This is a genomic window from Ammoniphilus soli (assembly GCF_040813775.1).
The window spans coordinates 440824-464529 of the sequence record NZ_JBEGDL010000003.1 but is presented as its reverse complement, the minus strand read 5'-3'; the positions used below and the strand labels follow the sequence as shown (position 1 = coordinate 464529).

Genomic DNA, 23706 nt, shown 5'->3' with positions numbered 1-23706 from the left:
ATGTGCCTGAAAATTTTTAAATGGGGGGAATGGTATGGTAAAAAAAGTTTTAATTACAGGTGGAGCAGGTTTTATCGGTTCACATATTGTAGATCTTTTACTCGACAAGGGCTACATTCCAATCGTCATTGATAATCTATCATCAGGTGTTCGCACTAATGTTCCTTCTTCTGTAAAATTCTATCAAGTCGATGTTGCCTCAAGTGAAATAGAAGAAGTATTTCGTTCAGAACGGCCTGATCTGGTGATTCATCATGCAGCACAAATACAAGTGTCCCGTTCACTAAATAATCCTTTCGAGGATGCTGAGATTAATATACTTGCAACCATCAGATTATTATCCTTATCGGTTCGCTATAAGGTTCAAAAATTCATTTTCTCGTCTTCCTGTGCTGTATATGGAGATCAAGGAGAGATGTCAATCGAGGAGAGTACACCTCCGAATCCGATGTCCTTTTATGGGATATCGAAATGGGCATCAGAGAGATATATACAATTGTTTAGGGAGCTGTTCGGACTGCCCTATACAATATTTAGATATGCCAATGTCTATGGTCCGAGGCAATCTTTACAAGGGGAAGGGGGAGTAGTTTCCATCTTGATTCAAGAAATGCTTAGACGGAACTGTCCTGTTATATACGGGGACGGCAAACAGACCCGTGACTTTGTATATGTGAAAGACGTGGCTGCGGCAAATATTCTTGCACTTGGCAGAGGGGATAATCAAGTTTTTAATATTGGAAGAAACCAGCAGACAAGTGTGAAAACTCTATGCGACATTATTTCCGGACAGCTGAGCTCGTCTTTGCGACCGATTTATCGTAACAAAAGGATGGGGGATATAGAGCACAGCAGCTTAAATTTTGACCTAGCCAAGCAGGTTTTGGCTTGGAATCCTACAATTGGGTTAGATGAAGGTATTATGAGAACAATTGAATATTATAAGGCAATTTCGGATAAAAATTCTTAAGTCAAACAGAACGATTCTATCTTCTTTCTTTACCTAGTTCCTTGTACCTTTCAAATAAGCGACTTGCTACATAAAATATCCTATTAAGTTTTGCTAGTCGGAAAGAAGGGAAGGATTTGAGAATTCTATTGATCACCATTTTTTCCTATCCTCCCATGGGAGGATTAGGAATGTATATGAAGGAACTCAAGCAAGGACTAGAAAATGCTGGCCATCAGGTTGATATTTTTGCACGTAATAAATCTGGAGACTATGGCATTTACACTAGAGGTCAATATGTAAACAAAAAGCAAATCAAGAAAGATAGAAAAATAATGAATGAAAAACTTGCCTTTATAGAGGATCCCGAGCTGGACCCATATATAACGACTTTGCAAGAACGAATTGATATTTTAACTGCTATATTAAAGTACATCGGTGCCGATGAATACGATCTCATTCACGCACAAGATATTGCTTCCGCATATGCGGTACAATCGCTTAAATTCAAACAAGTTCCCCTCGTATTGACTCTTCATGGCTGCGTAACTGCAGAGTGGCTCTATCTCGGCAGAATAAAGCAAGGAACTCCGGGTTTCAATTTCATCTCCTCGGTTGAATCTCAAGTTATACAGAAAAGCAAGCACACCATCATACCTTCAAAATGGCAGAAAAATCTATTCCAACTTTGTAACATATCTACCGATAAAATGTCAGTCATTCATAATGGACTTGATGTAAAGTCATTTTTAGAAGAAATGAAGAAAAAATCTGACATTAAGAAGCCATCTTCGAAAAAAGTAATATTATGCACGGGGCGCTTGGAGCAAGTCAAGGGGCAGCAATGCCTCTTGGAGGCCCTGGCGAAACTGAAAGAAAAGCGAAGCGATTGGGAGTGCTGGATCGTAGGCCGTGGAAAAAATGAAAAATCATTAAAAAAACAATGCAAACAATTGAAGCTGCGAAAGGGTGTCAAGTTTCTAGGAAGGCGCCAAGATGTACCTTCCCTCCTAAACGAATCAGATATATTTGTACTGCCAAGCCTTCAGGAAAATTATCCTTATTCACTTATGGAAGCACAGGTTGCCGGAAAGGCAATCATAGCTTCCAATGTGGGAGGGATAACTGAAATGATTCAACATGGAAAGAATGGATTGCTTAGCTCGCCGGGAGACAGCGAAGAACTATACAAAAAAATCAACAAAATACTGAAAGACCAAAAACTCCAAAGTCGATTAGCTAAAAAAGCAGCATCTTGGGGGAGGGAACATCTGTCACTAGACAAAATGACGAAACAAGTACTAGCTATTTATGAAACTGCGATTAAAGGAGAGGAGAGATGATGGATGCTTTCATTAGGCAAGGAACGAGTATTAATTATTGCGCCTCACGCAGACGATGAAGTATTGGGATGTGCAGGTCTGATAGAAAAAGCATCGCGTTTGGGGAACAGCGTTAAAGTGGTGGTTGGAGCCGTAGGGAACACGTATATGTACCATGCAGGACAGACTATATCCGCGGATACACGCAAGAAAGAGCTAGTTAAGGCTGTGAAATATTTGGGATGCAATGACGTTCAAGTGCTGTATGACGATAAAGAGTCCTGGCTGGATACGGTTCCCAAGCGGGAAATCATATCCAAAATAGATGGCATCATCAGAACCTTTCACCCTACGATGGTTTTTATTCCCTTGCCGGGATTTCATCAGGACCACCAACAGTTATACGAGGCATGCATGGCAGCGATGAGACCAAAGCCGGGCTTGGAGCTGAAATTGATTGCCATGTTTGAGTATCCCTTAATAGTATGGAAACACCCAAGGTTTATCAGCATAGGGGAATTGTATCTTGATATCAGTGATTCCATTGATAAGAAGATCGAGGCCTTGCGAAAACATGCATCACAGCTTCGTGAAAGCCGTGATTTGATTTCGGAGCAAAATGTGAAACTGTTGGCCCAATTCCGCGGTATGGAAGCAGGAGTTCCATTCGCTGAGAAATTTTATATTATTCGATCAATGATTTAATAAGCCAAGTGCTCATCCTTATAAGAGGAAGTGAATAGAGAATGTCTGAAAATAATGGCCTATCACTTATTAAATTGAATCAAGATAGGTTCAAACAATATTTGCCTGATCTCCTTGAAGTAGAAGAACAATCCCATCAAAAATGGGGAAATAAATTTTCCAATGAAATGTGGGATCAATCTCATTTTTTATCTGACTTACCAGGAAAATTTGAAGTGAGTTATGGTGTGGTAGCTAAGAATAGACTAGTCGGCTTTGTGATCTGTTCGATTCCGTTACCCGATACCTGTCACCTGCATCGCTTGGCTGTACACCCAAATTATGCGGGAAGGGAGATTGGTAAGATGCTTTTAGCAAAAGTATACGAGAATTGGCTTAGCAATAATCAACTCAAATGGGGAACGGCAATCATCAGAACGGATCATCGGGCATCTTTGCCATTGGCCCACCACCTCGGTGTCAATATAGCTGATGGCCCGTTTTTAGAACGCTATTTCCAAGTAAGAGGGAAAACAAGCATGAAAATCTTTGATGACCATTTTATGGATGAGGATAGCATTCGCTATGTACTCGTTTACTTAAAAAAATAAGGGTGGAGCTGTATGATCGTTACTATTCACCAACCGGAACATCTGCCTTGGTTAGGGTTCTTCCAAAAAATGAAGCATGCGGATTGTATGGTGCTTCTGGATAATGTGGATTACAGGAAAAACTACTTTCAGAACCGGAATCGCATACTAACTTCAAACGGGATCACCTACTTGACCTTGCCAGTTCTGCCTAGACTTAGTGCTTCTAAGCTAATTAAAGACATCCGCAATAGTCAGGATAGTCGAATCATGAAAAAGTACCTAAAAACACTTTACTATGCCTACTATCAGCACCCGCATTTTAAAGAACATTATAAGTCGATAAAAAGAATTCTTGAAAGGAATAGCGGTTACCTCGCTGAATTGAATATAGCGATAATAGATTATATATCCCATGCACTTGGGATTAACACAACAATCATAAAAGCCTCCGATCTTCATGTCACCGGGAACAAATCGGAATTGCTTCTTAATATCTGTAAGGAAACCGGAGCGGATATCTATTTGTCAGGACCCTCGGGTAAGGCTTATCTTGATGAAGCATTATTCCGAAAGAATAATATAAGTGTTTTATATCATCAGTTTAACCATCCCGTGTATCCTCAATTGCACAGTAAGGAATTTGTGCCTCAATTATCGTCTATTGATCTCTTGTTCAATTGCGGAATAGCCAGCCGAGATTATTTGAACCAGAAAATCTAGATACACCCTCTTCCCACCACCTCCATACCTTATTATCAGGTGAAAAATTTCAAATCGGAGGTAAGTGCCTGTGAATAAAAAATCCCCCGTCTGCAAATGCTCAAGATCCTCAAGTGTAAAAAAGTGGATGGATACCAAAGCTCCGAAAAAAGCTAACTCTTCATCCTGCAAATCCTGCTCCAAACCAACGAAATAGGAGGTCTTCGCCATGGAACTTCTTTGGGATATCTCTTGGCTTCATCTGTTCATCTTAATCCTCGCCAGTTTTCGCCTCACTCATCTCATTGTCTACGATGAAATCACAGCTTTTCTGCGTGCTCCCTTCCTAGAAGAACGTTATGAAACAGATGAACATGGTCACATGATGCGAAATGTGGATATCAAAGGATCTGGTCTACGTTACGTGATCGGGTCCCTGATCAGCTGCCATTGGTGTATGGGCATCTGGTCTACAACGGCAGTTGTGTTGCTATATTGGCTTGTACCATTATCACTGCCGGTTTTATTTATATTGGCTGTAGCCGGTGGAGCGGCAATCATTGCCTCTAGAGTGTAGTAAATTTCATTAGACTTGTCGGAAGTGTAGGAAATCCAAGCTTTCTCAACACTTTTTTTTCTTAAGGTATTGGACAAGCGATAGCTTAAACCAACTCTATCAAAATTAGGCAAACCTCCAATCCTTTTTCTTCCAAGAAGAATAGAGTATATCAATGATAGGAGAGGAGGAAGGAATTTGCGGACTTTTGTTGCGCGTTTGAGAGGTTCGGAAGAGGTGCCTCCTGTGGTAACCAATGCGACAGGTATGACTCATTTTCGCTTGAGCGAGGATGGAAGCAGGCTGCATTTCACGCTGGTAGTGGATAATATCCGGAAGGCAACTGAAGCCCATATTCATCTGGGGAGAAGAGGTGAAAATGGTGATGTTGTGGCGTTCTTGTTTGGTCCTGTCCGAAGGGGAGTATCGGCCCGCCGTGGGGTGGTCCGAGGGATTATTAGAGCGGCAGATTTGGTAGGGCCCTTAGCTGGACACTCTTTATCTACCTTGTTGCATGAAATGAGTATTGGGAACACGTATGTGAACGTCCATACGGTGCAAAATCCGGAAGGAGAAGTTCGCGGACAGATACGCCATGGACGCCGCCGCAAACATGGCGGAGGCCACGTTTGTGGCTGAGGGCATTAACTTCTTAAGTAGCTGGTGCAGCTGCTCATCATTCTCTTGAAAAAACCGCCATCCACTGGCGGTTTTTTCATCCCTAAATGTCCTACTACTTAATAAACATCTGCGTGAACATATTGCCATACGGTCCGCCAGGAACAATTCCGATTCCTACCTGATCGTATTGATTGCTTAAAATATTGGCGCGGTGACCAGGAGAATTCATCAGGGCTCTATGAGCTCCTTCTACGGTTTGATTTCCAGCGATATTTTCTCCAGCCGTGGTAAAGCTTACCCCTGCATTTCGGATCATGTCGAACGGAGATCCGTATGTAGGGGATTGGTGGGAAAAGTAATTACCATTAATCATATCCTGGGATTTGGTTCGTGCCAAACGGGTCAGCTCCGGATTTGCTTTCAACGGGCTTAAGCCGTTCTGCTGGCGTTCCTGGTTTACGAGATTAAGCATCTGCTGTTCGTCGTTAGATAAGGTGACAGCAGTGTTTGGTGCGTTATTTTGTGCTGGCTGCTGCTGTGCCGGGTGAGGGGGAGGCGTTTCTCTCCCTTGTCCAGGAGCAGGCTGCCAAGGAATGGTTTGCTGCTGATTCGGCTGCAGCGGGATGATCTGCCATTGCCACTGGTTGGCTTGGCCGGCATTGCCGCCGGAAGGATATTGGGCATTTTGAATCCTTACCGCGCTTTTTCCTGTGTTTTGTACATTCACCGGCGGCTTCTCGGCCGGAAGGGCTCCTTGGGAGTTCAGGCCGCAGCCGCTTATGGCTAAGCTAAGCAAGAGGGTGGGTATAATTAATCGTTTGAGCTTCATTCTTGATGCACCTCCTGCCATTAGGGTGTCATCAAGGGCACGGGTTCATTCAGTGGTAAAGGTTACTTGCAAAGCCCCTGCCGGTGGGCATAAATCGCGACTTGGGTACGATCTTCAACGCCCAGTTTGCTCAAAATATTGCTAACATGGGTTTTTACGGTTTTAATTCCAATAAATAATTGTTCGGCAATCTCCTGATTGGACTTTCCTTCTCCAATTAGTCCAAGAACTTCCAGCTCGCGTACGGTCAATTGGTCGTGGGGAAGGGATTTGCTTTCCCCTTGGCGGAAACGATTCATAATCTTGCCTGCGACTTGAGACTCCAGTACGGGCAGGCCCTGATTCGCCTGGCGGATGGCCCGGACAATTTCCGGGGCACGGGCAGTCTTCAAGAGGTAGCTAAAGGCTCCTGCTTCAATGACGGGATAAACTTTTTCATCATCAATGAAGCTTGTCAGGACAATGACTTTTCCTTCCGGATAAACGCTTCGGATTTGCTTCGTGGCTTCAATGCCATCCATCCCGTCCATCACGAGGTCCATCAAAATCACGTCCGGCTTAGTCTGTTCAGCCAGCTTGACCCCTTCTTGGCCGTTTGAGGCCTCTCCCACAATCTCAATGTCTTCTTCGGTGGATAAATACGCTGCGAGTCCCATTCGCACCATTTCATGATCATCGACCAGCAGCACCTTGATTGTCTTGCTCATGGCTTGCTTCGCCTCCTCTTTTTGCAATAATCGGAATGGTTACCTCGATCAGCGTTCCTTGGCCGGGAGCGGACGAGACGGTCAGTACGCCTCCGATCTCGGCGACGCGTTCCTGCATCAGCGCCATGCCGTAAGAGGAGGCTTTGCGGCTATCTTCCAAGGAAAAGCCGATCCCATCATCGGTAATTTTCAATCGGACGTTATTGGGAATCATGGCCAATTTTACCTCCACGCGTGTGGCTTTAGCGTGCCGGAGCGTATTGGATAAGGCTTCCTGCAGGATGCGGAAGAGATGGTCCTCTATTCCTTTGGGCAGCGGCGGCAGGTCATCCAGTGACCAGTGAAAGGCTAAGGCGTGTTTCGCTTGAAGCTCATGCAATAGATCCTCAATACCCTGTCGGAGCATTTTTCCTTCGAGGTGGGCGGGACGAAGGTGCAGAAGGAGGGCTCTCATCTCCGATTGGGCGGCGGAGGCCATTTCTTCAATCAACTCGGCTTGTCTGCTCGCTTTTTCCGGATGTTGCAGGAGAGTCCGTTTAAGGGCAGCCATCGTCATGGAGATGGCAAACAGCTGCTGGCTGACCGCATCGTGAAGTTCACGGGCCAGCCTTTGTCGCTCTTCTACAATAGCCGCTTGCTTGACTTGGTCAGTCAACTCCGCGTTATGGGCAGACAATCGCTGCAGGGAAGCCACTTGCTGCTGGAAGCGAATCGTCATTTCATTGAGTTGCCTGGCCAGCTGGCCAATCTCATCGTTTCCGAGGTCGGGAATGCGAACAGCGAGATTTCCGCGTTCCAGCTGCATGGCAGACTGGAGAAGGATTTCAAGACGTTTTTTCAATAAGTTCCCGTAGATATACCCAAAGCTGGTCCCCAGAGCAAGGGCTGCCAGCCATAATAAAAACATCATGGTACTGATAGCGATAAAGCCAGGGAAAGGGGGAATCGTCGACCCCCATGTTTCATTAAGCCATATCTGCAGGGAATCGAACTGCGCGGTCTGATGCCAAGCCAGGGCAAACAGCCCGCCTCCCAGCGTCACCGCCCCTAATGCCCCCCACATCGCATGCCGCATAAACTGCCACTGGATATTTGTCAATGTTCTACCTGGCACGTTTACAGCCTCCTACACGTAGGTGATATCGATATCGCCGACGAGAAGGTTGACGATAATGCGAACACGCTTTTCGGCATTTTGGTAATTCGAGGTGGTTAAAGATACAGATCGGTTTAGGCCGCCTTGCTTATTTCCAAACACATCAATATCTCCTACATTCACCTGGGCAATGAATGAGATTTCAAGATCATACGGTACATAAATATCGATGTCACCGATCCATCCATTGAGCATGACAACCGTTTCCCCATGATGGATGAGGGCCCGGGAAAGATCAATTTTTACTTCTCCGATCCCATGCCAGATGTTCATATCCTTCAATTCCCAGCGATTTCCTGTCAAGAAAAGGTTCCCGATCAGGGATTGCTTCACTTTAGGGAAGCCCATGGTGTAATCGGAACCGCTCTGATGGGGGGGAACAGGGTCTGTTTCAATGTGTGTCTGCGTTGTTGCATGGGGAATGGAGGCAGGCGGCGGCTCGATTTCTTTCTTCTTGGAACGGATGAACTGCCAGCCCCAGTACATGATCGCGATGGAGATAACGAAGCCAATAATATCGCCCACTCGAATGGATAGCCAGGCATCCAGGAAAAAAAGCACGCCAAACAGGAGCAGGATTCCCCCGAAGATTCTCTTGCCGCGTTCGAGCAGGCGGACCGCAAAGTAAAGGACAAGAAAAGGGAACAGTTTCCCGGGGTGAAAGTGCATGATGCCAAGCGTATTAAATAAAATTCCGATTCCGGTAAAGATAATGATAAGTCCAAGAAAGTATCTCGTGGTGCTTGATCGGTTCATCGGTTGATTCACCTCCGCTTTGGGGAAGTAATGGTTATGCACAGGAAAACCATAGCAAGAAGGTCAAGCTATGGCTATGTTCAATATATCACAGCCGCATGCTTCCCTCAATGAAGGTATACCTAGCCTTATTATAAGGATGTTCATTCTAAGCTCCTACTGCCTGAAAACGGAAAACATCTCCGCCCTAAGACGGAGATGCTTTCTTGGTTAATCGGTTTAATGCAAGGAGGGCTCGCTTAGCTTTCACAAAACCTCGCCCTTGTTTTCGGGTAGTAATGCGCGGCAGCTTCTGGGCCGAGCGGTCTAAAATTCGTTTGACCTGGGAAGGGGTGAGCTGTGGTGCCTTCGAGAGCAGGAGGGCAACGATACCGGACACATGAGGGGTGGCCATGGAAGTGCCGGAAAGGGTGTTGTAATAGGGCGATTGGGGCCAAGTGGACAGGATGTCGACACCTGGTGCCACATAGTTCAGGGTACTCCCGAAGTTGCTGAAGGGTGGGACCTTTCCTCGTTTATCAACCGCGCCGATGGCCAGAACTTCGGGGTGACGGGCCGGATAGTCGAGCGATTCTGAGCTGTTTCCTGCGGAAGCAATCATGATCACGCCTTTTTTAAAAGCGGCTTTTATCGCATGGTGGAGAACCTGACTGGTTTGACGTGACCCAAAGCTCATATTCAAGATGCGGATATTATTGTCGATGGCCCAGTCGATGGCCTGAGCAATATCGGTTAGCGTGGCGCTTCCCTCGTCATCAAAGGCCTTGAGGGCATAAAGCTGGGCTTTGGGACTCACCCCGACCACGCCAATCTGATTATTCACTGCAGCAACGGTCCCTGCAACATGAGTTCCATGTCCATTTCTATCCACAAAAGGGCTAGAGGAATCGACGGTGTTGATGCCGCCTTTGACATTATCCCTAAGATCAGGGTGTCGCCCATTTATCCCTGTGTCGATAATGCCCACCTTGACCCCTTCGCCCTCAGTAGCGGACCAAACGGGAGGAGCCTCGACTCGGCTGATTCCCCAAGGCATGACTTGTTTTTCGGTATAAGTATCGGAGTAGTGAAGCTTATAAAGGATATTTTTCTCGATAACCAGACCTTTCGTTTCAGCTTCACCTTGTACCGACATTCGATTTTTCAGAATCTCATAATCCTGATTGTGAAGGGATAGGGCATTCCATTTGGGATAAAGCTTAATTCGTTGCTTGGCCATGGCGGGAAGGTTGGAGTAAAAATGGAGCAAATCGTTTTCATTGGCATACATCACGCAAAGGTGATCTTTATGTTTCATTGGGGCAATCGCCTTCTCTCCTGATTATTCCATAATCATCTTATGTAATCAGGAGAAATTGGTTAAAAACCCTAAAAAAAGGGAAATCAAGTATTAGTATCAATCATTTTGATATTGCGGATAATTCTTTTATATATTTTATCATTGGGCAATCCCTTGAATAAGCGGTGCCCTGGCGTGGTATTAACCTCGAGGATCCAGGCCTGCCCATCGGTATCAACCGCATAATCAATACCGAGCTCGCGGAGGCCGGGATAGGTAAAAGTTAATTCATCTGCAATGAGAAAACTAAGATCACGCAGTTCATCCCTTAAATCTCTGATTTCTTCATAAGCGAGCCCTAATGTATCCGCCATGGCTAGGCGAAAGGGAATGGCTTTTCCGCCACAAGCCAAATTGGTTGTAATACTGTGTTTTTCTCCCAGCTTTCCGACAATTCCGGAATAAACCCAGTCATCTTGCGGTTTTTGGAGCAAAACTCGAAAATCTATGGGCATATCATCAAGGGTAATCAATGGGATCCCTCTTTGAATCAGATATTTATTATGTTTTGTCATTCTCTTTAAATATTGAATAACTTCTTTTATAGTTTCGCAGGGCTTAACCCACTCCCCCGTGTGCAGCCAGTAATAGCCCTCCCCTTGATCGAGACGAATAATTCCTTTTCCTTTCATTCCATTATCCGGCTTGATATACAAAACGGGGTAATCTGAGAGCATCTGAAGCAGGTTCTGCCGGGTCAGGAGCCTGGTCTCTGGTATATAGCTCCGAATCACTTCGTTTTCCATTAGTAATTGAGTTTTAGTCCATTTGCTTACGACGTATTGATATCTACGTTTATACACAGATATCCTCTCCTAGGATTTGGTATATTTTATCGTATGTCTTTCTGGAAAAAGTGGAATGGTTGGATGCCCAGGACTGACAAACTAAGTGAGCGAGGTGATAAAAATGGGCGGAGCAATGAAAAAAGGCTGGATCATTCTAATCCTAATGCTAGGAGCCGGAGTGGTGTTCTATATAAGTCCGTTGCGAGAGTTTCTATCAGGGGTCGATATTCATTCCATAGCCGATTGGCTGCGGGAATTGGGGCTGGGAGCTGTCCTGATCGGCGGAGGATTAATAATGCTTCAAACTTTTTTGCCAGTGATTCCTTTTCTTGTGCTTGTGGCTGCCAATGTCTTAGTCTTTGGCTTGGTCGGAGGCTTTTTCATTAATTGGATCAGCGCAGTGGCAGCATCCATTCTGATGTTTTACCTGGCAAGAACGACAGGAAGAGATTGGGCACAACGGAAGGTAGATCAGTATCCAAAGCTGATGAAACTCAATGAGTTTCTAAAGAAAAATGGGTTTAAGTCCATCTTAACCCTAAGAATATTCCCGGTGGTCCCTCCGGTCGCTTTAAATTTGGCCTCGGGTCTTTCGCAAGTGGAGGCTCAAGCTTACATTGCTGCAACGGCCATTGGAAAAATGCCGGCAATCTTCCTTCAATCCGTGATTGGAAATGATTTGATTTATTTTTCCGAGAATAAAACCAGAATTTTATTGGCAGTTGTAGGCTTCGGTCTGATCCTGGCCATTGGCATAAGGGTCGTGAAGAAAAAAATTAAGCTTTCATGAAATTTCACGCCATGGGAAAACTATCTTTCAAGAACGCTTTTTAGGGAAAGGAGAGAAAGCATATGATTACTGTCCCCTCTGAAATTGAAGGGAAAGAGGCTAGATACGGTGAAATTGAGGACCCTTTCGCAAAGGAGGGCTTTGTGTTAGGCGGGAATTGGGAGTACGATAGCGGATACTTCGATACAGCGCTGGAACGTGACGGCGGTGAAACCATTTACTTGCGTGTCCCGGTACAAGTGGTGGATGGGGAGTTGGATGACGGGAATGCTCGTTTAAGGTTCCAGCAGCCCTTCTTGCTGCGCCACGTTGTTCATACGCGAAATTTCAGTGACTCTATCCCTCTTGTTGATCAGCTGCCTGGACAATTGAACACCCTGGTCAACCAGTTTCAGACGCCTGCTGAGGTGGATGGGGATATCCACGATGTGGAACAGAGAGTCGAAGAGGCAAGGGCTGCTCTGTCGAGAATTTTGCCATTCGTTCATTAGAATAATCCCCAGGTACACTTTTTGTAGGGAGGATATTGACTCAAATGTGGCGTGCTTATGTTTCTTTACTTATTCTTATCCTCCTGTTGCCGCTATCAGCGGAAGCGAGGGGATCAGGTCGAGATGAAGTGACCTTCATCGTGAAATCTTCTCCCTATGCTTCTTTTGAAAGCCGGCTTCATATCCAGAACAAAACCTTAGTTCGTGAAATTCTAAAAGGAAAGGAAATCCCCGTAGAACGGGGACCAGAGCTTCCTTATGCCTTTCTGGAAGTGAAGAAGGGAAAAGAAGCAAAAGTATTTATGGTTAGCTATTCCTATAACCTTTTTGAATTAAAAGAGGGAAAAAAGATATGGCTCTCACCAGAAACGAAAGCAAAGATTCGATTCTATATTGCTATGCTGAGAAAGCATCACTTTGGCCAATCGGTGACTTGGCAGGACGCGGCGCGTCTTCTCCCTCGGAAAGGGTATGCAGAAGTGATTGATGTTGAAACTGGCCTGCGTTTTACCGTCCAGCGGCGGGCAGGAAGCCAGCATGCCGATGTTCAGCCAATTTCAGCTGAAGATACAGAGATCATGAAGAAGATATACAACGGGAAGTGGAGCTGGAAGAGAAGGGCCATCCTTGTTCGGACGGAAGGGAAGACCCTCGCAGCTTCGATGCATGGTATGCCGCATGGAGGCGGGGCCATTACCTGGAATAACTTTCCTGGACATTTTTGCATCCACTTTAAAGACAGCACGACGCACCGTCGGGATGTTCCGGATCCGGGCCATGATCTCATGATCAGCAAAGCCTCGGGAACTCTCCACGATCGAATCGTTCACGGGAAGCCTGAAGAATTGGTTTCCTTGTTTATCACGGCCGTGAATGAGCAAGATGAAAGTGTTATTCAGTTGTTGCTTCATCAATATGAGGAACAAAAGGTTCAGCAATTATTGGCAGAGCTTGATGATGTGGAAGGCATGAGGATTGACTCGCTTGGACAGCAAACTGATGGGACTGAACTGTTATCCAAGCAGGTGACCGCCGTTGTGAACCTGAAGAGAAAGCTGCAAAAAGATCAGCGCAAAACCATGAGTTTTCACGTAACTAGGGGGAGCTTACTCGATCGGTGGAAGCTAGAATTAAGTTCCTTAGCTGAACAATTTTAAGAAAAATATCCAAAAGGTGAAACCATTTTCTTTCCTCTTTCGTCTTAAAAACTAAGCAGGAAAAATAGAAGGGGGAAAGAGACATTATGGAAAACCCTCAGGCTAAAATCCATGTCCAGAAAGGATTGTTTGCCCTTTTCACAGGTTTGTTTCTCTTCTATCTGTACCGAAATCTAAACATTACGAACTGGCTGGGTGATGTGGACAATATTCTTGTGACGATGATGGTCGTCATCATTCCTCTCATTATCGCCACAGAAATGATCTTTCTATTCTATCAGACTCTAAAAGATAAATTAGAGGATACCAGCCAATAATGAATGGGATATTTTCACATGATTCGAGAGATTTCTCAATATGTGAAAATATCCCATTTTTCCTATTGGGAATTAATAAAACCAAAGCTTTGCGTTTGCCAAGTATTCTTGTCGTAATTTCAGCCTAAATGTACATCCTAAGTCATATAAACCTAATTAAAGCGTGGCGCCCGGAGGGATCAAATGAAAGTACCCGTTGGAATTTCCAATCGACATATCCATCTGACAAGAGAACATGTAGATATTCTGTTCGGAAAAGGGTATCAGCTGAAAAAGATGAAGGACTTAAAGCAACCTGGTCAATATGCTTGCGAAGAGACCGTGACGATTGAAGGCCCTAAGGGTAAGATTCACCACGTTCGGATATTAGGGCCGGAAAGGAAGCAATCGCAGCTCGAGATATCAAAGACGGACAGCTTTGTATTGGGAGTCAAGCCGCCTGTGCGGGATTCCGGAGACTTAAAAAATACCCCAGGCATTATTATTGAAGGAACGAAAGGAAGAGTGGAGCTAGAAGAAGGCGTCATTCTCCCTGTCCGCCATATTCATATGGATGAAGAGGATGCCGGCAGAATCGGGGTGAAGGATAAAGATATTGTAAGTGTGAAAACCAGAGGGGAACGCTCTGTCATTCTAGAAAATGTTCTCTGTCGCGTAAGCCCCAACTATTCTTTAGAGTTTCATGTTGATACGGATGAGGGAAATGCAGCCAATTTAAAAAATGGCGACCTTGTTGAAATTATTGAGCTAGATGCCTATCGCGAGGTACGGGTCATGAGTCCTAAAACGATTCTTCTGTTCAATTGCGGCAGCTCCTCGATTAAGTATAAATTGTATGAGATGCCAAGCAAGACCATCCTCGAATCTGGCGTGATCGAGAAAGTGACAGAGGACGCCTATGGTCACCACATTCAAGCCATCTCTGAACAAATGAAGCCTTATCAGATCGATGCGATCGCCCATCGGGTGGTTCATGGCGGTGAAGATTTTGATCAATCCGTTCTTATTACAGAAGAAACCAAAGAAATTATCCGAAAGCTGTCTCCATTAGCCCCTCTGCATAATCCGGTCAATTTGCTGGGAATCGAGTGGGCAGAAAAACTGTTCCCGGGTTTGCCTCAGGTGGCGGTCTTTGATACGGCGTTCCATCAGACCATGCCTCCATCTTCCTATATTTACCCGATTCCTTACGAGTATTATCTGGACCATAAAATCCGCAAATACGGTTTTCATGGATCAAGTCATCGGTATGTGATGGAGCGAGCTGAGGAGATGATGGAAATTCCAAAGGAAAAGCTCCGGTTGATCAGCTGCCATATTGGCAATGGGGTATCGGTTACAGCCCTTCGCTATGGAAAATCGTATGATACCTCTATGGGGATGACGCCTTTGGCCGGGGTGAGTATGGGAACAAGGAGCGGGAATATCGATCCCGGGATTGTCCCCTATTTGGCAGAGATCGAACAAACGGACGTTCACGGGGCAATAGAGGTTTTAAACAAGCGAAGCGGCCTTCTTGGCATTTCTGGTGTGTCGAATGATATCCGTGAAGTGCTTAAGGGGGCAGCCGAAGGGAATGAACGCTGTCGATTAGCCATTGATATTTTTTCAACGAAGCTACATACTTATATCGGCTTGTATTTAGCTCGGCTAAATGGTGTAGATGGGATCATTTTTACAGCTGGCATTGGGGAGAATAGTCCTGAAATTCGCGAAATGGTCTGTACGGGCTTGGAGCATGCAGGCGTTTACCTTGATCACGAAGCGAATTTTAATAAACGCGGGGAGCGCTTTATCAGCACTAAATTCTCACCGGTCAAAGTTCTCGTCATTCCGACTAATGAGGAATTAATTATGGCAAGAGATGCTTATCAGCTCATTATATAGGTTAAGTGTGGGGTTTCCGTTAAGGGAACCTTTTTTATTCTATTTTCCCAGAAATAATATTAAAGAAAATGTCGATTTCCGCCGATTTAATAGATATGATTATGTTATAGACTTTTCAGCTGAGAAAACCCAATAGGCTTGCCCTTGGGATGAATCAGCTTCGCTCCAAGGCAGCCATCAGGCTGCTTGATGGAGCGACCAATCTCTTTCTTTTTGGTAGAAACATACGTTCTTTTATGGTAACTTAGTAATAAATTACCTGTGTGTTTTACCAAAAACGTGGAAAGGAGAATGGTCATGGCAAAGAAGATATCCATCAAAGAAACAAAAACCCGCCAACGGAAACCGAAAAACGAGTATGAAAAGCAGGTAAAAATCATGCGTGATGATTCTCCTGTTCATGTGGTAGAAATCGAGTTGATTGTATCCCCCTCTCAAGATTGGAAAATGCAGCGGATCGGTGAGCATTTGCGTGTCATTCGCAATACGGTTCACGGGAAATTATTGAAAAATTACAAACAAATGACCCGGACGAAGGAATATAAGCGGACCGTAAAACAGTATCGCTTACTCTATGAACGGATCGAAAAAGCCAGGTCAGATCAGGAGATCAAACAGCTGGAGAAAGAGAAAAAGAAGCTACAGCAAAAGTTGGAGGAATTACGAAATCAGTATGAGGTCACATTCGAATACGCACGAAAATACGGAGAATATCTGCGAAAAACTAAATATACCCTGCCTGATGCGGTAACGGTATGGACGGTTTGTGAAATGGCTTGGAACTCGATAGAAGGGTTGCTTTTTCGAAACGCAGAGAAACCTTACTTCTACAAGAGGTCCGATTTTATTACGTTTCAAGGCAAACAAGCGGAAAGGTGCATTATTCTCAAATACGATGAAAAAGAAAATGCCTTCTTTGTGAGTTTTAACGGGATGAAATTCCCCCTTTTGGTGAAAAGGGAGGATCTATTTATTCAGGAAACCCTCTCCCATATTGTTAACTACTAAAGCACGGAGAACAACTTGTTCAACAAAATGTAGAGCGGTATCGGTTAGGTCAACCTCTTCTTTCCACTTATCGGATACGGAATAATCGAATCGTCCGCAAGGTCATTCGCAGGAAAACCCGATATTTTATCCAAGTCGTGTTGGAAGGATTGCCTGTTGCCAAACGAAAAAAAGACGGCTCTTTCCGTCATACCTATGGATCAGGTCGAACGGCCTGTGACATTGGAACCCAGTCGGTTGCCATTGTAACGAAAGAACAGGTCATCTTGAAGAATCTTGCTGAGCGTTCAGAAAACACCTTTTCCTACGAGCACAAGATTTACCTTCTGCAACGGTATTTAGACCGTTCTCTTCGAGCAACCAATCCCAATTCTTACAATCCAGATGGTACGGTGAAAAAAGGAAAGAAGGAATGGAGACTTTCCAAACGGCATCGAAAAGCCAAATCCCAACTTCGAGAATTACACCGGAAGGCAGCCGAAAGCCGCAAGTACGCTCATAACGAAGAGGTTAACCGATTGCGTGCGATGGGTGATGAATTGCTGATCGAATCGATGAATATCCAGGGACTTCAAAAGAAAGCAAAAGAAGTCACCATCGACGAGAAGACCGGCAAATATAACCGGCGAAAGCGCTTTGGAAAAAGCATCGGCAAACGAAGTCCGGGCTACTTCATCCAACAAGCCAAATACCGTTTTGAGATAACAGGCGGAACCGTAAAAGAGGTAAACACCTGGTCATTTAAAGCCAGTCAGTATGATCATGTATTAGATGGAGTAATCAAGAAACCCTTATCTCAACGATGGCATATCCTTCCCCATAGGGTAAAAATACAACGGGATTTATATTCTGCATTTCTTCTGTATTGTGCAGAAGATGATCTGCAAAAACCAAACAAACAACGATGTGATGAATTCTTTGAACGTTTTATCGTTCAACATGATCAATGTATAGAAGAAATAACCCTTCATCGTAAGGTCATCATGAATAGTGGAATCAAGTTTCCTTCACTTAAGGGAAAAAAAGCAGTTTAGTTCGATATCCAGGGGAGTTCGACTTCGCTTCCTTCTTCTTTTTGGAGAGAAGACGAACGCTAATGTGGTCAGTGGATCGCTTGTTCGTCGGGTATCACCCCTATTGTGAGTTCCTATCTCTAAAGTGTTTAAGTGTTCCACAGAACGCCTATCCATGTACGAATAGTGAGAAGCAATATGTGACCCATAGAACCCACAGGGCTTGCCCCGTGGAGAAGTCAGGATGATAGGGTAACTCACCACAGGGAGAGAGAAAGATGCAAAAGAAAGATATAGGGACCATTGCTGGCTTAGCCGCAGGAACAGTCATACTAGTAGCATCCATTTTAGTCGCAGGCGGTTTGGCGGGAGCGACAGGATTTGTTGATATTCCTTCCGTACTTATTGTTTTCGGGGGAACAGCTTGTTCCATGTTGATATCCTTTCGGATCGAAGGGATAAAAAAGATGTTTCCTATTACGAAGAAGGTTTTTTCTTCAAGGGAGTATGACTTGCGTAGGCTTGTAGACGATTTTGTCCGCTTGTCGGGTACGGCTAGAAGAGAAGGATTGCTGGCTTTAGAGGATCAACTGGAAGAGATGCAGGATGATTTTATTAAGAAAGGGATTACGCTTGCCGTCGATGGTACAGAGCAAGAAGCTTTGCGAGACATTTTGGATGCAGAGATTATGGCTTTAGAAGATCGCCACGCAAGAGGAAGAGCCATCTTTGATAAGGCCGGGGAACTGGCGCCGGCATGGGGGATGATCGGGACGCTGATTGGACTGGTGCTCATGCTGCGAAATTTGAGTGATCCGTCCAGCCTTGGACCCAGTATGGCTGTCGCCATGATTACTACGTTCTATGGTTCGGTTTTAGCGAACTTCATTTTTATCCCCATAGCCAATAAGCTAGCCCAAAATACGGAAGAAGAGGTTTTTGTCAAGCAAATCATGATTGAAGGAATTATCGGGATTACTTCAGGAATTAACCCAAAGGTATTGGAAGAAAAACTGACCTCTTATCTTCCTCCGCAAGCGAGAATGAAGGCTGAAGGGGAAAAAGGAGAGATGAGAAATGAGGCGAAACAAGAAAGAACCGCCTAAGGGCGCTCCCATGTGGATGACAACTTTTTCTGACTTGATGACCCTAATTCTCGTATTTTTCGTGCTGCTCTTTGCCTTTTCTGAATTGGACGCCAAAAAGTTTCGGGCTTTCCTGGAATCCTTTACGAATAATGCTCCGTTCGAATATAATCAGTCGATTATCGAATTCGACACTCAGGGGAAGATGGTTCGAGGGGAAGAAGTGAAAGATGATCCAAACGATCAAACCGGGCTGCCCAAATCGGTAACAGACCAGGAGATTCAAAGAAGAAACCAGGAGCAGCTGGATGAAATCACCCAGAAAGTGCAAGAGTTTCTTCGTGAACATCAACTGGAGATGAAAGTGCAGGCGACAAGAACTCCGCTAGGAGTTGAATTGGTATTGCAGGACGGGCTTCTGTTCCGATCAGGGGAAGCAGAAATTCTCCCTAACGGGATCCCTTTCCTTGGCAAACTGGCCGAACTCTTTCAAACGCTTCCCAATGAGATTATTGTAGAGGGGCATACGGACAATCAACCGATTTCCAACTTGGTCTTCCCCTCCAATTGGGAGCTGTCTGCTGCCCGCTCAAGCCGGGTTGTTCGCTTCTTCATTGAGAGGCATGGGCTAAAGCCAGATCGCTTCGTTTCCATGGGGTATGCGGATACAAGACCGATTACATCCAATGGCACTCCAGAAGGAAGACAAAAAAATCGGCGGGTGGTCATAGCTATCGCTAGTTTGGAACAATAAAAAAGAGAGTGTCCTAAAGCTTGCTTTTATGGACACTCTCTTTTTTATTCTCTGGTTATTGCTATTTAATCATACTCTCTACCTCTTGTTCATATAGTAGTGATAGGAAAGCAAGAGGGGGTTCTATTATGAATATTCATTTCTATCATGAATGGGACAAGCAGGAAAACGGTCGTTCGGAGGAATCATCTAAACTAGCTAGGTTATGGGATACGAACAAAGGAATGATTCTTCTGCTCTCGCTTAGTATTCTTTGTGTGTTTTGGTTTACCTTTTTCTTGTATGGAGATGATAATGGACAAGCTATGCTTGTGAATCAAGAGCATGACGGTACAGCTGAATCAATACCCGTTGCCAAGCCTGAGGGGCTTTTATACACGGTAAAACCGGGAGATACTTTATGGGCTATTGCAGGGCAATTTTATCCGGAACGCACTCGTGAAGAAGCTGTACAATTAATTAGGGAGAGCAATGGATTTTCCGGTCCGACGATCCATGCCGGACAAACTATTTTGCTTCCTTAGCCAAATGGTGAACAATTGAAAAAAATTATAGAATTGCTACAGTTTTGGGAGCACAACCTATCATTCTAGTAGTATAATAAACTTGGAGAGAAATCTAGGATGAGGGGGACCTGAGATGCAGGCTAAAGAGATGATGCAAGATGGCCTATCTGCACAAGGTATAAAATTGGAAGTGGTAGGGGATGCAATTTATCGGTTTTCTCAGTACCAATGTGAATGGATGGTCCCTCAGCACATTATAGATAGGATGCTGAATCAAGATATTGATCAAACCGTCGAGTTTATTACATGCAAGTTGTTTTATGTCGTGCGGAGAATTGAAGAATAAAAATCTGTTTGCAAAATGCCCACATTTTTGCCCAAGTAATTTTTTTGACCACAACTTAGGTGGTCAATAACCATAGCCGCAAGGTTAAACGCTAACTGTAGAATTCATTTAGTCCATGTTGGGGGCATTGGTATTGGACTGATGTCCTCTTTTTTATTCTAAGATAGGAAGAGGGGAGCAGAGGTCAACTAAGTTCCTTTTAGAAACTCTGACATCATGTCTGTTACCTTTGACTCTAAAACGTCCCAACTTGGATTCTGCACATGGTGATTACCATGATATGCATATTTTAAATCTAAACGCTTATCCAATGGCTTCTCTGAGTATATTTAATAAATAAAATAACACATTTTTTGAGCCTCTGTAACAGTTCAGAGGCTTTTTTCTATAAGGTGCAATATTAAAAACCTAACCAAAACTAACTTTTGACAATTCTAAAGAATCTATTATCAAATCATTTATAGGTATTTTATTTCCGTTGTAGGTAATAAGAAGGATTTTGTATAATAATGTGTATAATAGGAACAAACGCACGAATGATGTATTATTTTATTTCTTACAAGAAGGAGAATAACTGTGCGAAAAAAATTTGAGACTATGGAAAAATTGGCTATCATGAATGGTAAGTTAATCGATATTGGACACAACATAAGTAAAGGGAATATTTCGGACGAAGAAGTGGTTAAACAGTTGAAAGATGTTGAAAAATCATTGCATGAACTGATCGATCAGTACAACAGTGTTCAATAAAAATTTGATTGATCTTATTTCGACGAAAAAAATTTTTTTGTCCGTGCCAAATGTACTAACTACAATACCAGTTTTATGGTAAAATTGAAATTAATTTTAAAGGCAAAACCATCGAAAGATGGCGACGCAAAGCTAAAGGGGCTACATTGGTTAATCCGATTTGCCAGCCAGTTGCCAAAGCCAAAAGTCCCCTTCAATTATTATATGGAGGGTAAAAATGAACCGATATAGCAAACAACAGATTCTGCATATTATTGATTTAATGCGAATGGACTCCAACAATTTTAATGATGTGGTTAGTATGGAGTTTCGAGATCAGTTAATCAAGGATTATGGACTGACTCATAAAGAAATTGATATTATTGAGTTAACTTTAAGTAAGGCGTATAGAAATATCTATGAGTTGCTTTGCGAATAACAAGATCATTTCGAGGACATACTCGGGATGATCTTTTTGTTTTCTAACAAACACCAAAAATCCACCTAGCTGTGTAGGAGGATTCGACGGAGGCTACATGCTCTTTAAGTTCTTTTAACAATCTTCTTATGGTAGCGGTGGTTCTTTCAAGATCATTAGCGATTTGTTCAAGCGGAATATTTTCGAAATTTCTATATTTTAGATATAACCGAAGTATGATCCAGGTGAGTGGGAAGTAAGCAGGATAAGAATAAGGCACATAGCTTGTCTATTGAATTAAGGATGTGGAGTGGACAAGAGGAGAAGTAGTTCCATATTTTGAATGGTTACATATATGGAAAACAAGTTTATAAAAATTCTAAACACCCTATCTCTAGTATAAATTGCAACTCCCCTGTTGCATGTTAATGGATGTTGGTCTTTTGGCTAACATCTTTTTTAATCGCATACAGTATACTGTGTATTATATATAAATAAAATGTTCGTAATTTTTTTATAAAAAATCTAGACAAAACAACAAAATAGGAGTATAAACAATGTTAAAGGTAAAATTTACATAAGGTGAAGAATATGGATGAGTTTACACTTTATCTCAATTCGATAAACGATATTGAGGAACTTAATGATATTAAAGAAGAAATAAAAAACCAAGTTATTAATTCTGAAATAACTTGGCAAGAAAGAATTGAATTGTACCGAAGAGTACGATCTATAAACTTGCGTATCAAACAATTGGAGGATACCGTTCAACCTTGACTTTTCTAATTTTCTTCTTTAAGCAATTTTAAGGTACATATGCCTAAAGGTACTTTTTCTTCATTTAATAATGTGTAGCCAGTTGAGAAAATTTTAACTTCTGTTTTGTTATCTAGATGTAATTTGCCACATTTGATGCAAAAGTACATTTTCCCTTCAATCTCCATTTCCCCAGTATCTCCATTCGCCCTCAAATTCACAACATTCTCTATTTTACATGATAAGAATTCTTTCTTAAACAATTACTTCTTGTCAAATTCAATCAAATTCTGACAAATTGCTACTTGTTAATGGAATTGGGACACAGTCTAATGGCTTTGTGTTCTTTTTTTACTGTCTTAAAAATGAAATGCAAGCTTTTACGCGATTATTATAGTCAATTGCAATTGTAGTATTGGAGGAGTAAATGGGTATACAAATCATCTTAGATCTTGGCAAAAGTAAGTACTTAATGTGGATATACTTGAAGGAACGGGACTTTAAAAGACCATCAATGCAAGTGATAGTTAAACATTTTGGTAGGCATCCAAGAACCATTATATACACCAATGTGAATGGATGGTCCCTCAGCACATTATAGATAGGATGCTGAATCAAGGTATTGATCAAACCATCGAGTTTATTTCATGCAAGTTGTTTTATGTCGTGCGGAGAATCGAAGAATAAATACTGACTGCCCACATTTTTGACCACAAAGTGTGGTCATTTTACTTTCTTCTGCATATAAGGTAGCACATGTGGGTATCTGTGACAGGCGCAAAGCAAATCATGAAGAGGAGGAAGAGCAAATGGGTTTCTTAGACGGTTTGATGGGAAAAGCTTCAGAGGTGAATATTAATGAAGTGAAAAGGGAGTTTGCGACTATTTTAGCAAGGAATGAAGAGGTAGAGAGGGCTTACAAGCTTATTCGTGACATGTTTGTATTTACCAACAAACGATTAATATTAGTAGACAAACAAGGTTTGACCGGAAAAAAGGTAGAATATCATTCTATTCCATACAGAAGTGTAACTCATTTTAGTATTGAAACGGCTGGAAATTTTGATCTGGATGCTGAGTTGAAAATTTGGATGACCGGTAGTTCACAGCCGCTGCAAAAGAAATTTAATAAGAGTTTGAATATTTACGAATTGCAAAGTGTTCTTGCGGAATACGTGCTAAAATAAAATTCTCATTTATGAATAGGAATGCTCTCCCATTATTCTATGGAGGGCTTTTGTCATTTCATCTAAACGCTCGATCCATCTTTGCCAATCTGAACTAGGGTTTAGATACAGATGCTTGCTTAAATGAATGGGGTAAATTCATTAATGCATCTATTTAAATAATTCAAAACAAGATATAATTATGTTAGTTGAATTATTCTGAACTAAAACAAGCTAAGAGAGAAGAGATTATCATGAAAGAGCAGAGTAATGTAATTTCTATG

The 23706-nt window shown here is 43.1% G+C and carries 28 protein-coding genes and 1 riboswitch; of the genes, 21 read left to right on the top strand and 7 right to left on the bottom strand.

Annotation, left to right across the window (positions count from 1 at the left end; translation table 11 throughout):
* Window positions 1–34 precede the first annotated feature (34 nt).
* From ABLT31_RS10130 to ABLT31_RS10100, 7 genes are all read left to right on the top strand, one after another.
* Window positions 35–970, top strand: coding sequence for an NAD-dependent epimerase/dehydratase family protein (locus tag ABLT31_RS10130; RefSeq protein WP_367751289.1), 936 nt, complete (start codon window positions 35–37; stop codon window positions 968–970).
* Window positions 971–1140: 170 nt separating this feature from the next.
* The gene (locus ABLT31_RS10125; RefSeq protein WP_462976480.1) at window positions 1141–2292 is read left to right on the top strand and encodes a glycosyltransferase family 4 protein; all 1152 of its coding nucleotides are present in this window, start codon (window positions 1141–1143) and stop codon (window positions 2290–2292) included.
* A gap of 3 nt (window positions 2293–2295) precedes the next feature.
* Window positions 2296–2976 (top strand): PIG-L deacetylase family protein, encoded by a 681-nt coding sequence (locus tag ABLT31_RS10120; protein ID WP_367751287.1) that lies wholly within the window; start codon window positions 2296–2298, stop codon window positions 2974–2976.
* Window positions 2977–3017: 41 nt separating this feature from the next.
* Window positions 3018–3566 carry a GNAT family N-acetyltransferase gene (locus tag ABLT31_RS10115; RefSeq protein WP_367751285.1) on the top strand — a complete coding sequence of 183 codons (549 nt, stop codon included), beginning with the start codon at window positions 3018–3020 and terminating at the stop codon, window positions 3564–3566.
* Window positions 3567–3578: 12 nt separating this feature from the next.
* Window positions 3579–4268: a WbqC family protein gene (locus ABLT31_RS10110; protein WP_367751283.1), complete on the top strand. Its 690-nt coding sequence runs from the start codon at window positions 3579–3581 to the stop codon at window positions 4266–4268.
* A 208-nt stretch (window positions 4269–4476) separates the two neighbouring features.
* Window positions 4477–4824 (top strand): DUF1360 domain-containing protein, encoded by a 348-nt coding sequence (locus tag ABLT31_RS10105; protein WP_367751281.1) that lies wholly within the window; start codon window positions 4477–4479, stop codon window positions 4822–4824.
* Window positions 4825–5001: 177 nt separating this feature from the next.
* Complete coding sequence (locus ABLT31_RS10100; RefSeq protein ID WP_367751279.1) at window positions 5002–5442, top strand: CHRD domain-containing protein; 441 nt, start codon at window positions 5002–5004, stop codon at window positions 5440–5442.
* A gap of 94 nt (window positions 5443–5536) precedes the next feature.
* Here the strand turns inward: ABLT31_RS10100 and ABLT31_RS10095 are convergent, their stop codons facing one another.
* The 6 genes from ABLT31_RS10095 to ABLT31_RS10070 form a co-directional block, all read right to left on the bottom strand.
* Entirely contained in the window at window positions 5537–6253 is a 717-nt protein-coding gene (locus tag ABLT31_RS10095) for a CAP domain-containing protein (RefSeq protein WP_367751277.1), read from the bottom strand.
* Window positions 6254–6315: 62 nt separating this feature from the next.
* The gene (locus ABLT31_RS10090) at window positions 6316–6960 is read right to left on the bottom strand and encodes a response regulator transcription factor (protein ID WP_367751275.1); all 645 of its coding nucleotides are present in this window, start codon (window positions 6958–6960) and stop codon (window positions 6316–6318) included.
* Window positions 6926–8074: a HAMP domain-containing sensor histidine kinase gene (locus ABLT31_RS10085; protein ID WP_367751273.1), complete on the bottom strand. Its 1149-nt coding sequence runs from the start codon at window positions 8072–8074 to the stop codon at window positions 6926–6928. Before ABLT31_RS10085 ends, ABLT31_RS10090 begins: the two co-directional genes overlap by 35 nt.
* Window positions 8075–8086: 12 nt before the next feature.
* Window positions 8087–8872: a cell wall-active antibiotics response protein LiaF gene (liaF, locus tag ABLT31_RS10080; RefSeq protein ID WP_367751271.1), complete on the bottom strand. Its 786-nt coding sequence runs from the start codon at window positions 8870–8872 to the stop codon at window positions 8087–8089.
* A 187-nt stretch (window positions 8873–9059) separates the two neighbouring features.
* On the bottom strand, window positions 9060–10169 hold the full coding sequence (locus tag ABLT31_RS10075) for a S8 family peptidase (RefSeq protein WP_367751269.1): 1110 nt from the start codon (window positions 10167–10169) through the stop codon (window positions 9060–9062).
* Between the two features lie 86 nt (window positions 10170–10255).
* Window positions 10256–11014: a YheC/YheD family protein gene (locus ABLT31_RS10070; protein ID WP_367751267.1), complete on the bottom strand. Its 759-nt coding sequence runs from the start codon at window positions 11012–11014 to the stop codon at window positions 10256–10258.
* 88 nt (window positions 11015–11102) lie between these two features.
* On the opposite strand from ABLT31_RS10070, the gene ABLT31_RS10065 reads away from it, so the two are divergent.
* The 13 genes from ABLT31_RS10065 to ABLT31_RS10005 all read left to right on the top strand — a co-directional run bounded on the left by ABLT31_RS10065 (window position 11103) and on the right by ABLT31_RS10005 (window position 21521).
* Window positions 11103–11789 carry a TVP38/TMEM64 family protein gene (locus ABLT31_RS10065; protein ID WP_367751265.1) on the top strand — a complete coding sequence of 229 codons (687 nt, stop codon included), beginning with the start codon at window positions 11103–11105 and terminating at the stop codon, window positions 11787–11789.
* 62 nt (window positions 11790–11851) lie between these two features.
* Complete coding sequence (locus ABLT31_RS10060; protein ID WP_367751263.1) at window positions 11852–12280, top strand: YugN family protein; 429 nt, start codon at window positions 11852–11854, stop codon at window positions 12278–12280.
* A gap of 44 nt (window positions 12281–12324) precedes the next feature.
* Window positions 12325–13437: a hypothetical protein gene (locus ABLT31_RS10055; protein WP_367751261.1), complete on the top strand. Its 1113-nt coding sequence runs from the start codon at window positions 12325–12327 to the stop codon at window positions 13435–13437.
* An 86-nt stretch (window positions 13438–13523) separates the two neighbouring features.
* Window positions 13524–13754, top strand: coding sequence for a hypothetical protein (locus ABLT31_RS10050; protein WP_367751259.1), 231 nt, complete (start codon window positions 13524–13526; stop codon window positions 13752–13754).
* A 183-nt stretch (window positions 13755–13937) separates the two neighbouring features.
* Window positions 13938–15641, top strand: coding sequence for an acetate/propionate family kinase (locus ABLT31_RS10045; RefSeq protein ID WP_367751257.1), 1704 nt, complete (start codon window positions 13938–13940; stop codon window positions 15639–15641).
* A 297-nt stretch (window positions 15642–15938) separates the two neighbouring features.
* Window positions 15939–16649: a hypothetical protein gene (locus ABLT31_RS10040; protein WP_367751255.1), complete on the top strand. Its 711-nt coding sequence runs from the start codon at window positions 15939–15941 to the stop codon at window positions 16647–16649.
* Between the two features lie 137 nt (window positions 16650–16786).
* Window positions 16787–17683 carry a hypothetical protein gene (locus ABLT31_RS10035; RefSeq protein ID WP_367751253.1) on the top strand — a complete coding sequence of 299 codons (897 nt, stop codon included), beginning with the start codon at window positions 16787–16789 and terminating at the stop codon, window positions 17681–17683.
* 257 nt (window positions 17684–17940) lie between these two features.
* Window positions 17941–18768: a MotA/TolQ/ExbB proton channel family protein gene (locus tag ABLT31_RS10030; protein WP_367751250.1), complete on the top strand. Its 828-nt coding sequence runs from the start codon at window positions 17941–17943 to the stop codon at window positions 18766–18768.
* Window positions 18740–19501 (top strand): flagellar motor protein MotB, encoded by a 762-nt coding sequence (locus ABLT31_RS10025; RefSeq protein ID WP_367751248.1) that lies wholly within the window; start codon window positions 18740–18742, stop codon window positions 19499–19501. Before ABLT31_RS10030 ends, ABLT31_RS10025 begins: the two co-directional genes overlap by 29 nt.
* A 128-nt stretch (window positions 19502–19629) precedes the next feature.
* Window positions 19630–20025, top strand: a complete 396-nt coding sequence (locus tag ABLT31_RS10020; protein WP_367751246.1) for a LysM peptidoglycan-binding domain-containing protein — start codon at window positions 19630–19632, stop codon at window positions 20023–20025.
* Window positions 20026–20140: 115 nt separating this feature from the next.
* Window positions 20141–20353 carry a hypothetical protein gene (locus ABLT31_RS10015; RefSeq protein WP_367751245.1) on the top strand — a complete coding sequence of 71 codons (213 nt, stop codon included), beginning with the start codon at window positions 20141–20143 and terminating at the stop codon, window positions 20351–20353.
* Window positions 20354–20968: 615 nt separating this feature from the next.
* Complete coding sequence (locus tag ABLT31_RS10010; protein ID WP_367751243.1) at window positions 20969–21103, top strand: hypothetical protein; 135 nt, start codon at window positions 20969–20971, stop codon at window positions 21101–21103.
* A gap of 91 nt (window positions 21104–21194) precedes the next feature.
* Window positions 21195–21282, top strand: a riboswitch (cyclic di-GMP riboswitch).
* A 38-nt stretch (window positions 21283–21320) separates the two neighbouring features.
* Window positions 21321–21521: a hypothetical protein gene (locus ABLT31_RS10005; protein ID WP_367751241.1), complete on the top strand. Its 201-nt coding sequence runs from the start codon at window positions 21321–21323 to the stop codon at window positions 21519–21521.
* A gap of 761 nt (window positions 21522–22282) precedes the next feature.
* Here the strand turns inward: ABLT31_RS10005 and ABLT31_RS09995 are convergent.
* Window positions 22283–22471: a DUF3973 domain-containing protein gene (locus ABLT31_RS09995; protein WP_367751237.1), complete on the bottom strand. Its 189-nt coding sequence runs from the start codon at window positions 22469–22471 to the stop codon at window positions 22283–22285.
* Window positions 22472–23065: 594 nt separating this feature from the next.
* On the opposite strand from ABLT31_RS09995, the gene ABLT31_RS09990 reads away from it, so the two are divergent.
* Entirely contained in the window at window positions 23066–23443 is a 378-nt protein-coding gene (locus ABLT31_RS09990; RefSeq protein ID WP_367751235.1) for a PH domain-containing protein, read from the top strand.
* Window positions 23444–23706 lie beyond the last annotated feature (263 nt).

Bases quoted from the DNA above. Each gene is read 5' to 3' on its own strand.
- ABLT31_RS10125 (WP_462976480.1), top strand. From the start codon at position 1,141: ATGTATATGAAGGAACTCAAGCAAGGACTAGAAAATGCTGGCCATCAG.
- ABLT31_RS10095 (WP_367751277.1), bottom strand. From the start codon at position 6,253: ATGAAGCTCAAACGATTAATTATACCCACCCTCTTGCTTAGCTTAGCC.
- ABLT31_RS09990 (WP_367751235.1), top strand. From the start codon at position 23,066: ATGGGTTTCTTAGACGGTTTGATGGGAAAAGCTTCAGAGGTGAATATT.
- ABLT31_RS10075 (WP_367751269.1), bottom strand. From the start codon at position 10,169: ATGAAACATAAAGATCACCTTTGCGTGATGTATGCCAATGAAAACGAT.
- ABLT31_RS10015 (WP_367751245.1), top strand. From the start codon at position 20,141: ATGCAGGCTAAAGAGATGATGCAAGATGGCCTATCTGCACAAGGTATA.
- ABLT31_RS10050 (WP_367751259.1), top strand. From the start codon at position 13,524: ATGGAAAACCCTCAGGCTAAAATCCATGTCCAGAAAGGATTGTTTGCC.
- ABLT31_RS10055 (WP_367751261.1), top strand. From the start codon at position 12,325: ATGTGGCGTGCTTATGTTTCTTTACTTATTCTTATCCTCCTGTTGCCG.
- ABLT31_RS10030 (WP_367751250.1), top strand. From the start codon at position 17,941: ATGCAAAAGAAAGATATAGGGACCATTGCTGGCTTAGCCGCAGGAACA.
- ABLT31_RS10025 (WP_367751248.1), top strand. From the start codon at position 18,740: ATGAGGCGAAACAAGAAAGAACCGCCTAAGGGCGCTCCCATGTGGATG.
- ABLT31_RS10010 (WP_367751243.1), top strand. From the start codon at position 20,969: ATGAATGGTAAGTTAATCGATATTGGACACAACATAAGTAAAGGGAAT.
- ABLT31_RS10115 (WP_367751285.1), top strand. From the start codon at position 3,018: ATGTCTGAAAATAATGGCCTATCACTTATTAAATTGAATCAAGATAGG.
- ABLT31_RS10110 (WP_367751283.1), top strand. From the start codon at position 3,579: ATGATCGTTACTATTCACCAACCGGAACATCTGCCTTGGTTAGGGTTC.
- ABLT31_RS10005 (WP_367751241.1), top strand. From the start codon at position 21,321: ATGAACCGATATAGCAAACAACAGATTCTGCATATTATTGATTTAATG.
- ABLT31_RS10040 (WP_367751255.1), top strand. From the start codon at position 15,939: ATGGCAAAGAAGATATCCATCAAAGAAACAAAAACCCGCCAACGGAAA.
- ABLT31_RS10090 (WP_367751275.1), bottom strand. From the start codon at position 6,960: ATGAGCAAGACAATCAAGGTGCTGCTGGTCGATGATCATGAAATGGTG.
- ABLT31_RS10060 (WP_367751263.1), top strand. From the start codon at position 11,852: ATGATTACTGTCCCCTCTGAAATTGAAGGGAAAGAGGCTAGATACGGT.
- ABLT31_RS10105 (WP_367751281.1), top strand. From the start codon at position 4,477: ATGGAACTTCTTTGGGATATCTCTTGGCTTCATCTGTTCATCTTAATC.
- ABLT31_RS10045 (WP_367751257.1), top strand. From the start codon at position 13,938: ATGAAAGTACCCGTTGGAATTTCCAATCGACATATCCATCTGACAAGA.
- ABLT31_RS10020 (WP_367751246.1), top strand. From the start codon at position 19,630: ATGAATATTCATTTCTATCATGAATGGGACAAGCAGGAAAACGGTCGT.
- ABLT31_RS10130 (WP_367751289.1), top strand. From the start codon at position 35: ATGGTAAAAAAAGTTTTAATTACAGGTGGAGCAGGTTTTATCGGTTCA.
- ABLT31_RS10120 (WP_367751287.1), top strand. From the start codon at position 2,296: ATGCTTTCATTAGGCAAGGAACGAGTATTAATTATTGCGCCTCACGCA.
- liaF (WP_367751271.1), bottom strand. From the start codon at position 8,872: ATGAACCGATCAAGCACCACGAGATACTTTCTTGGACTTATCATTATC.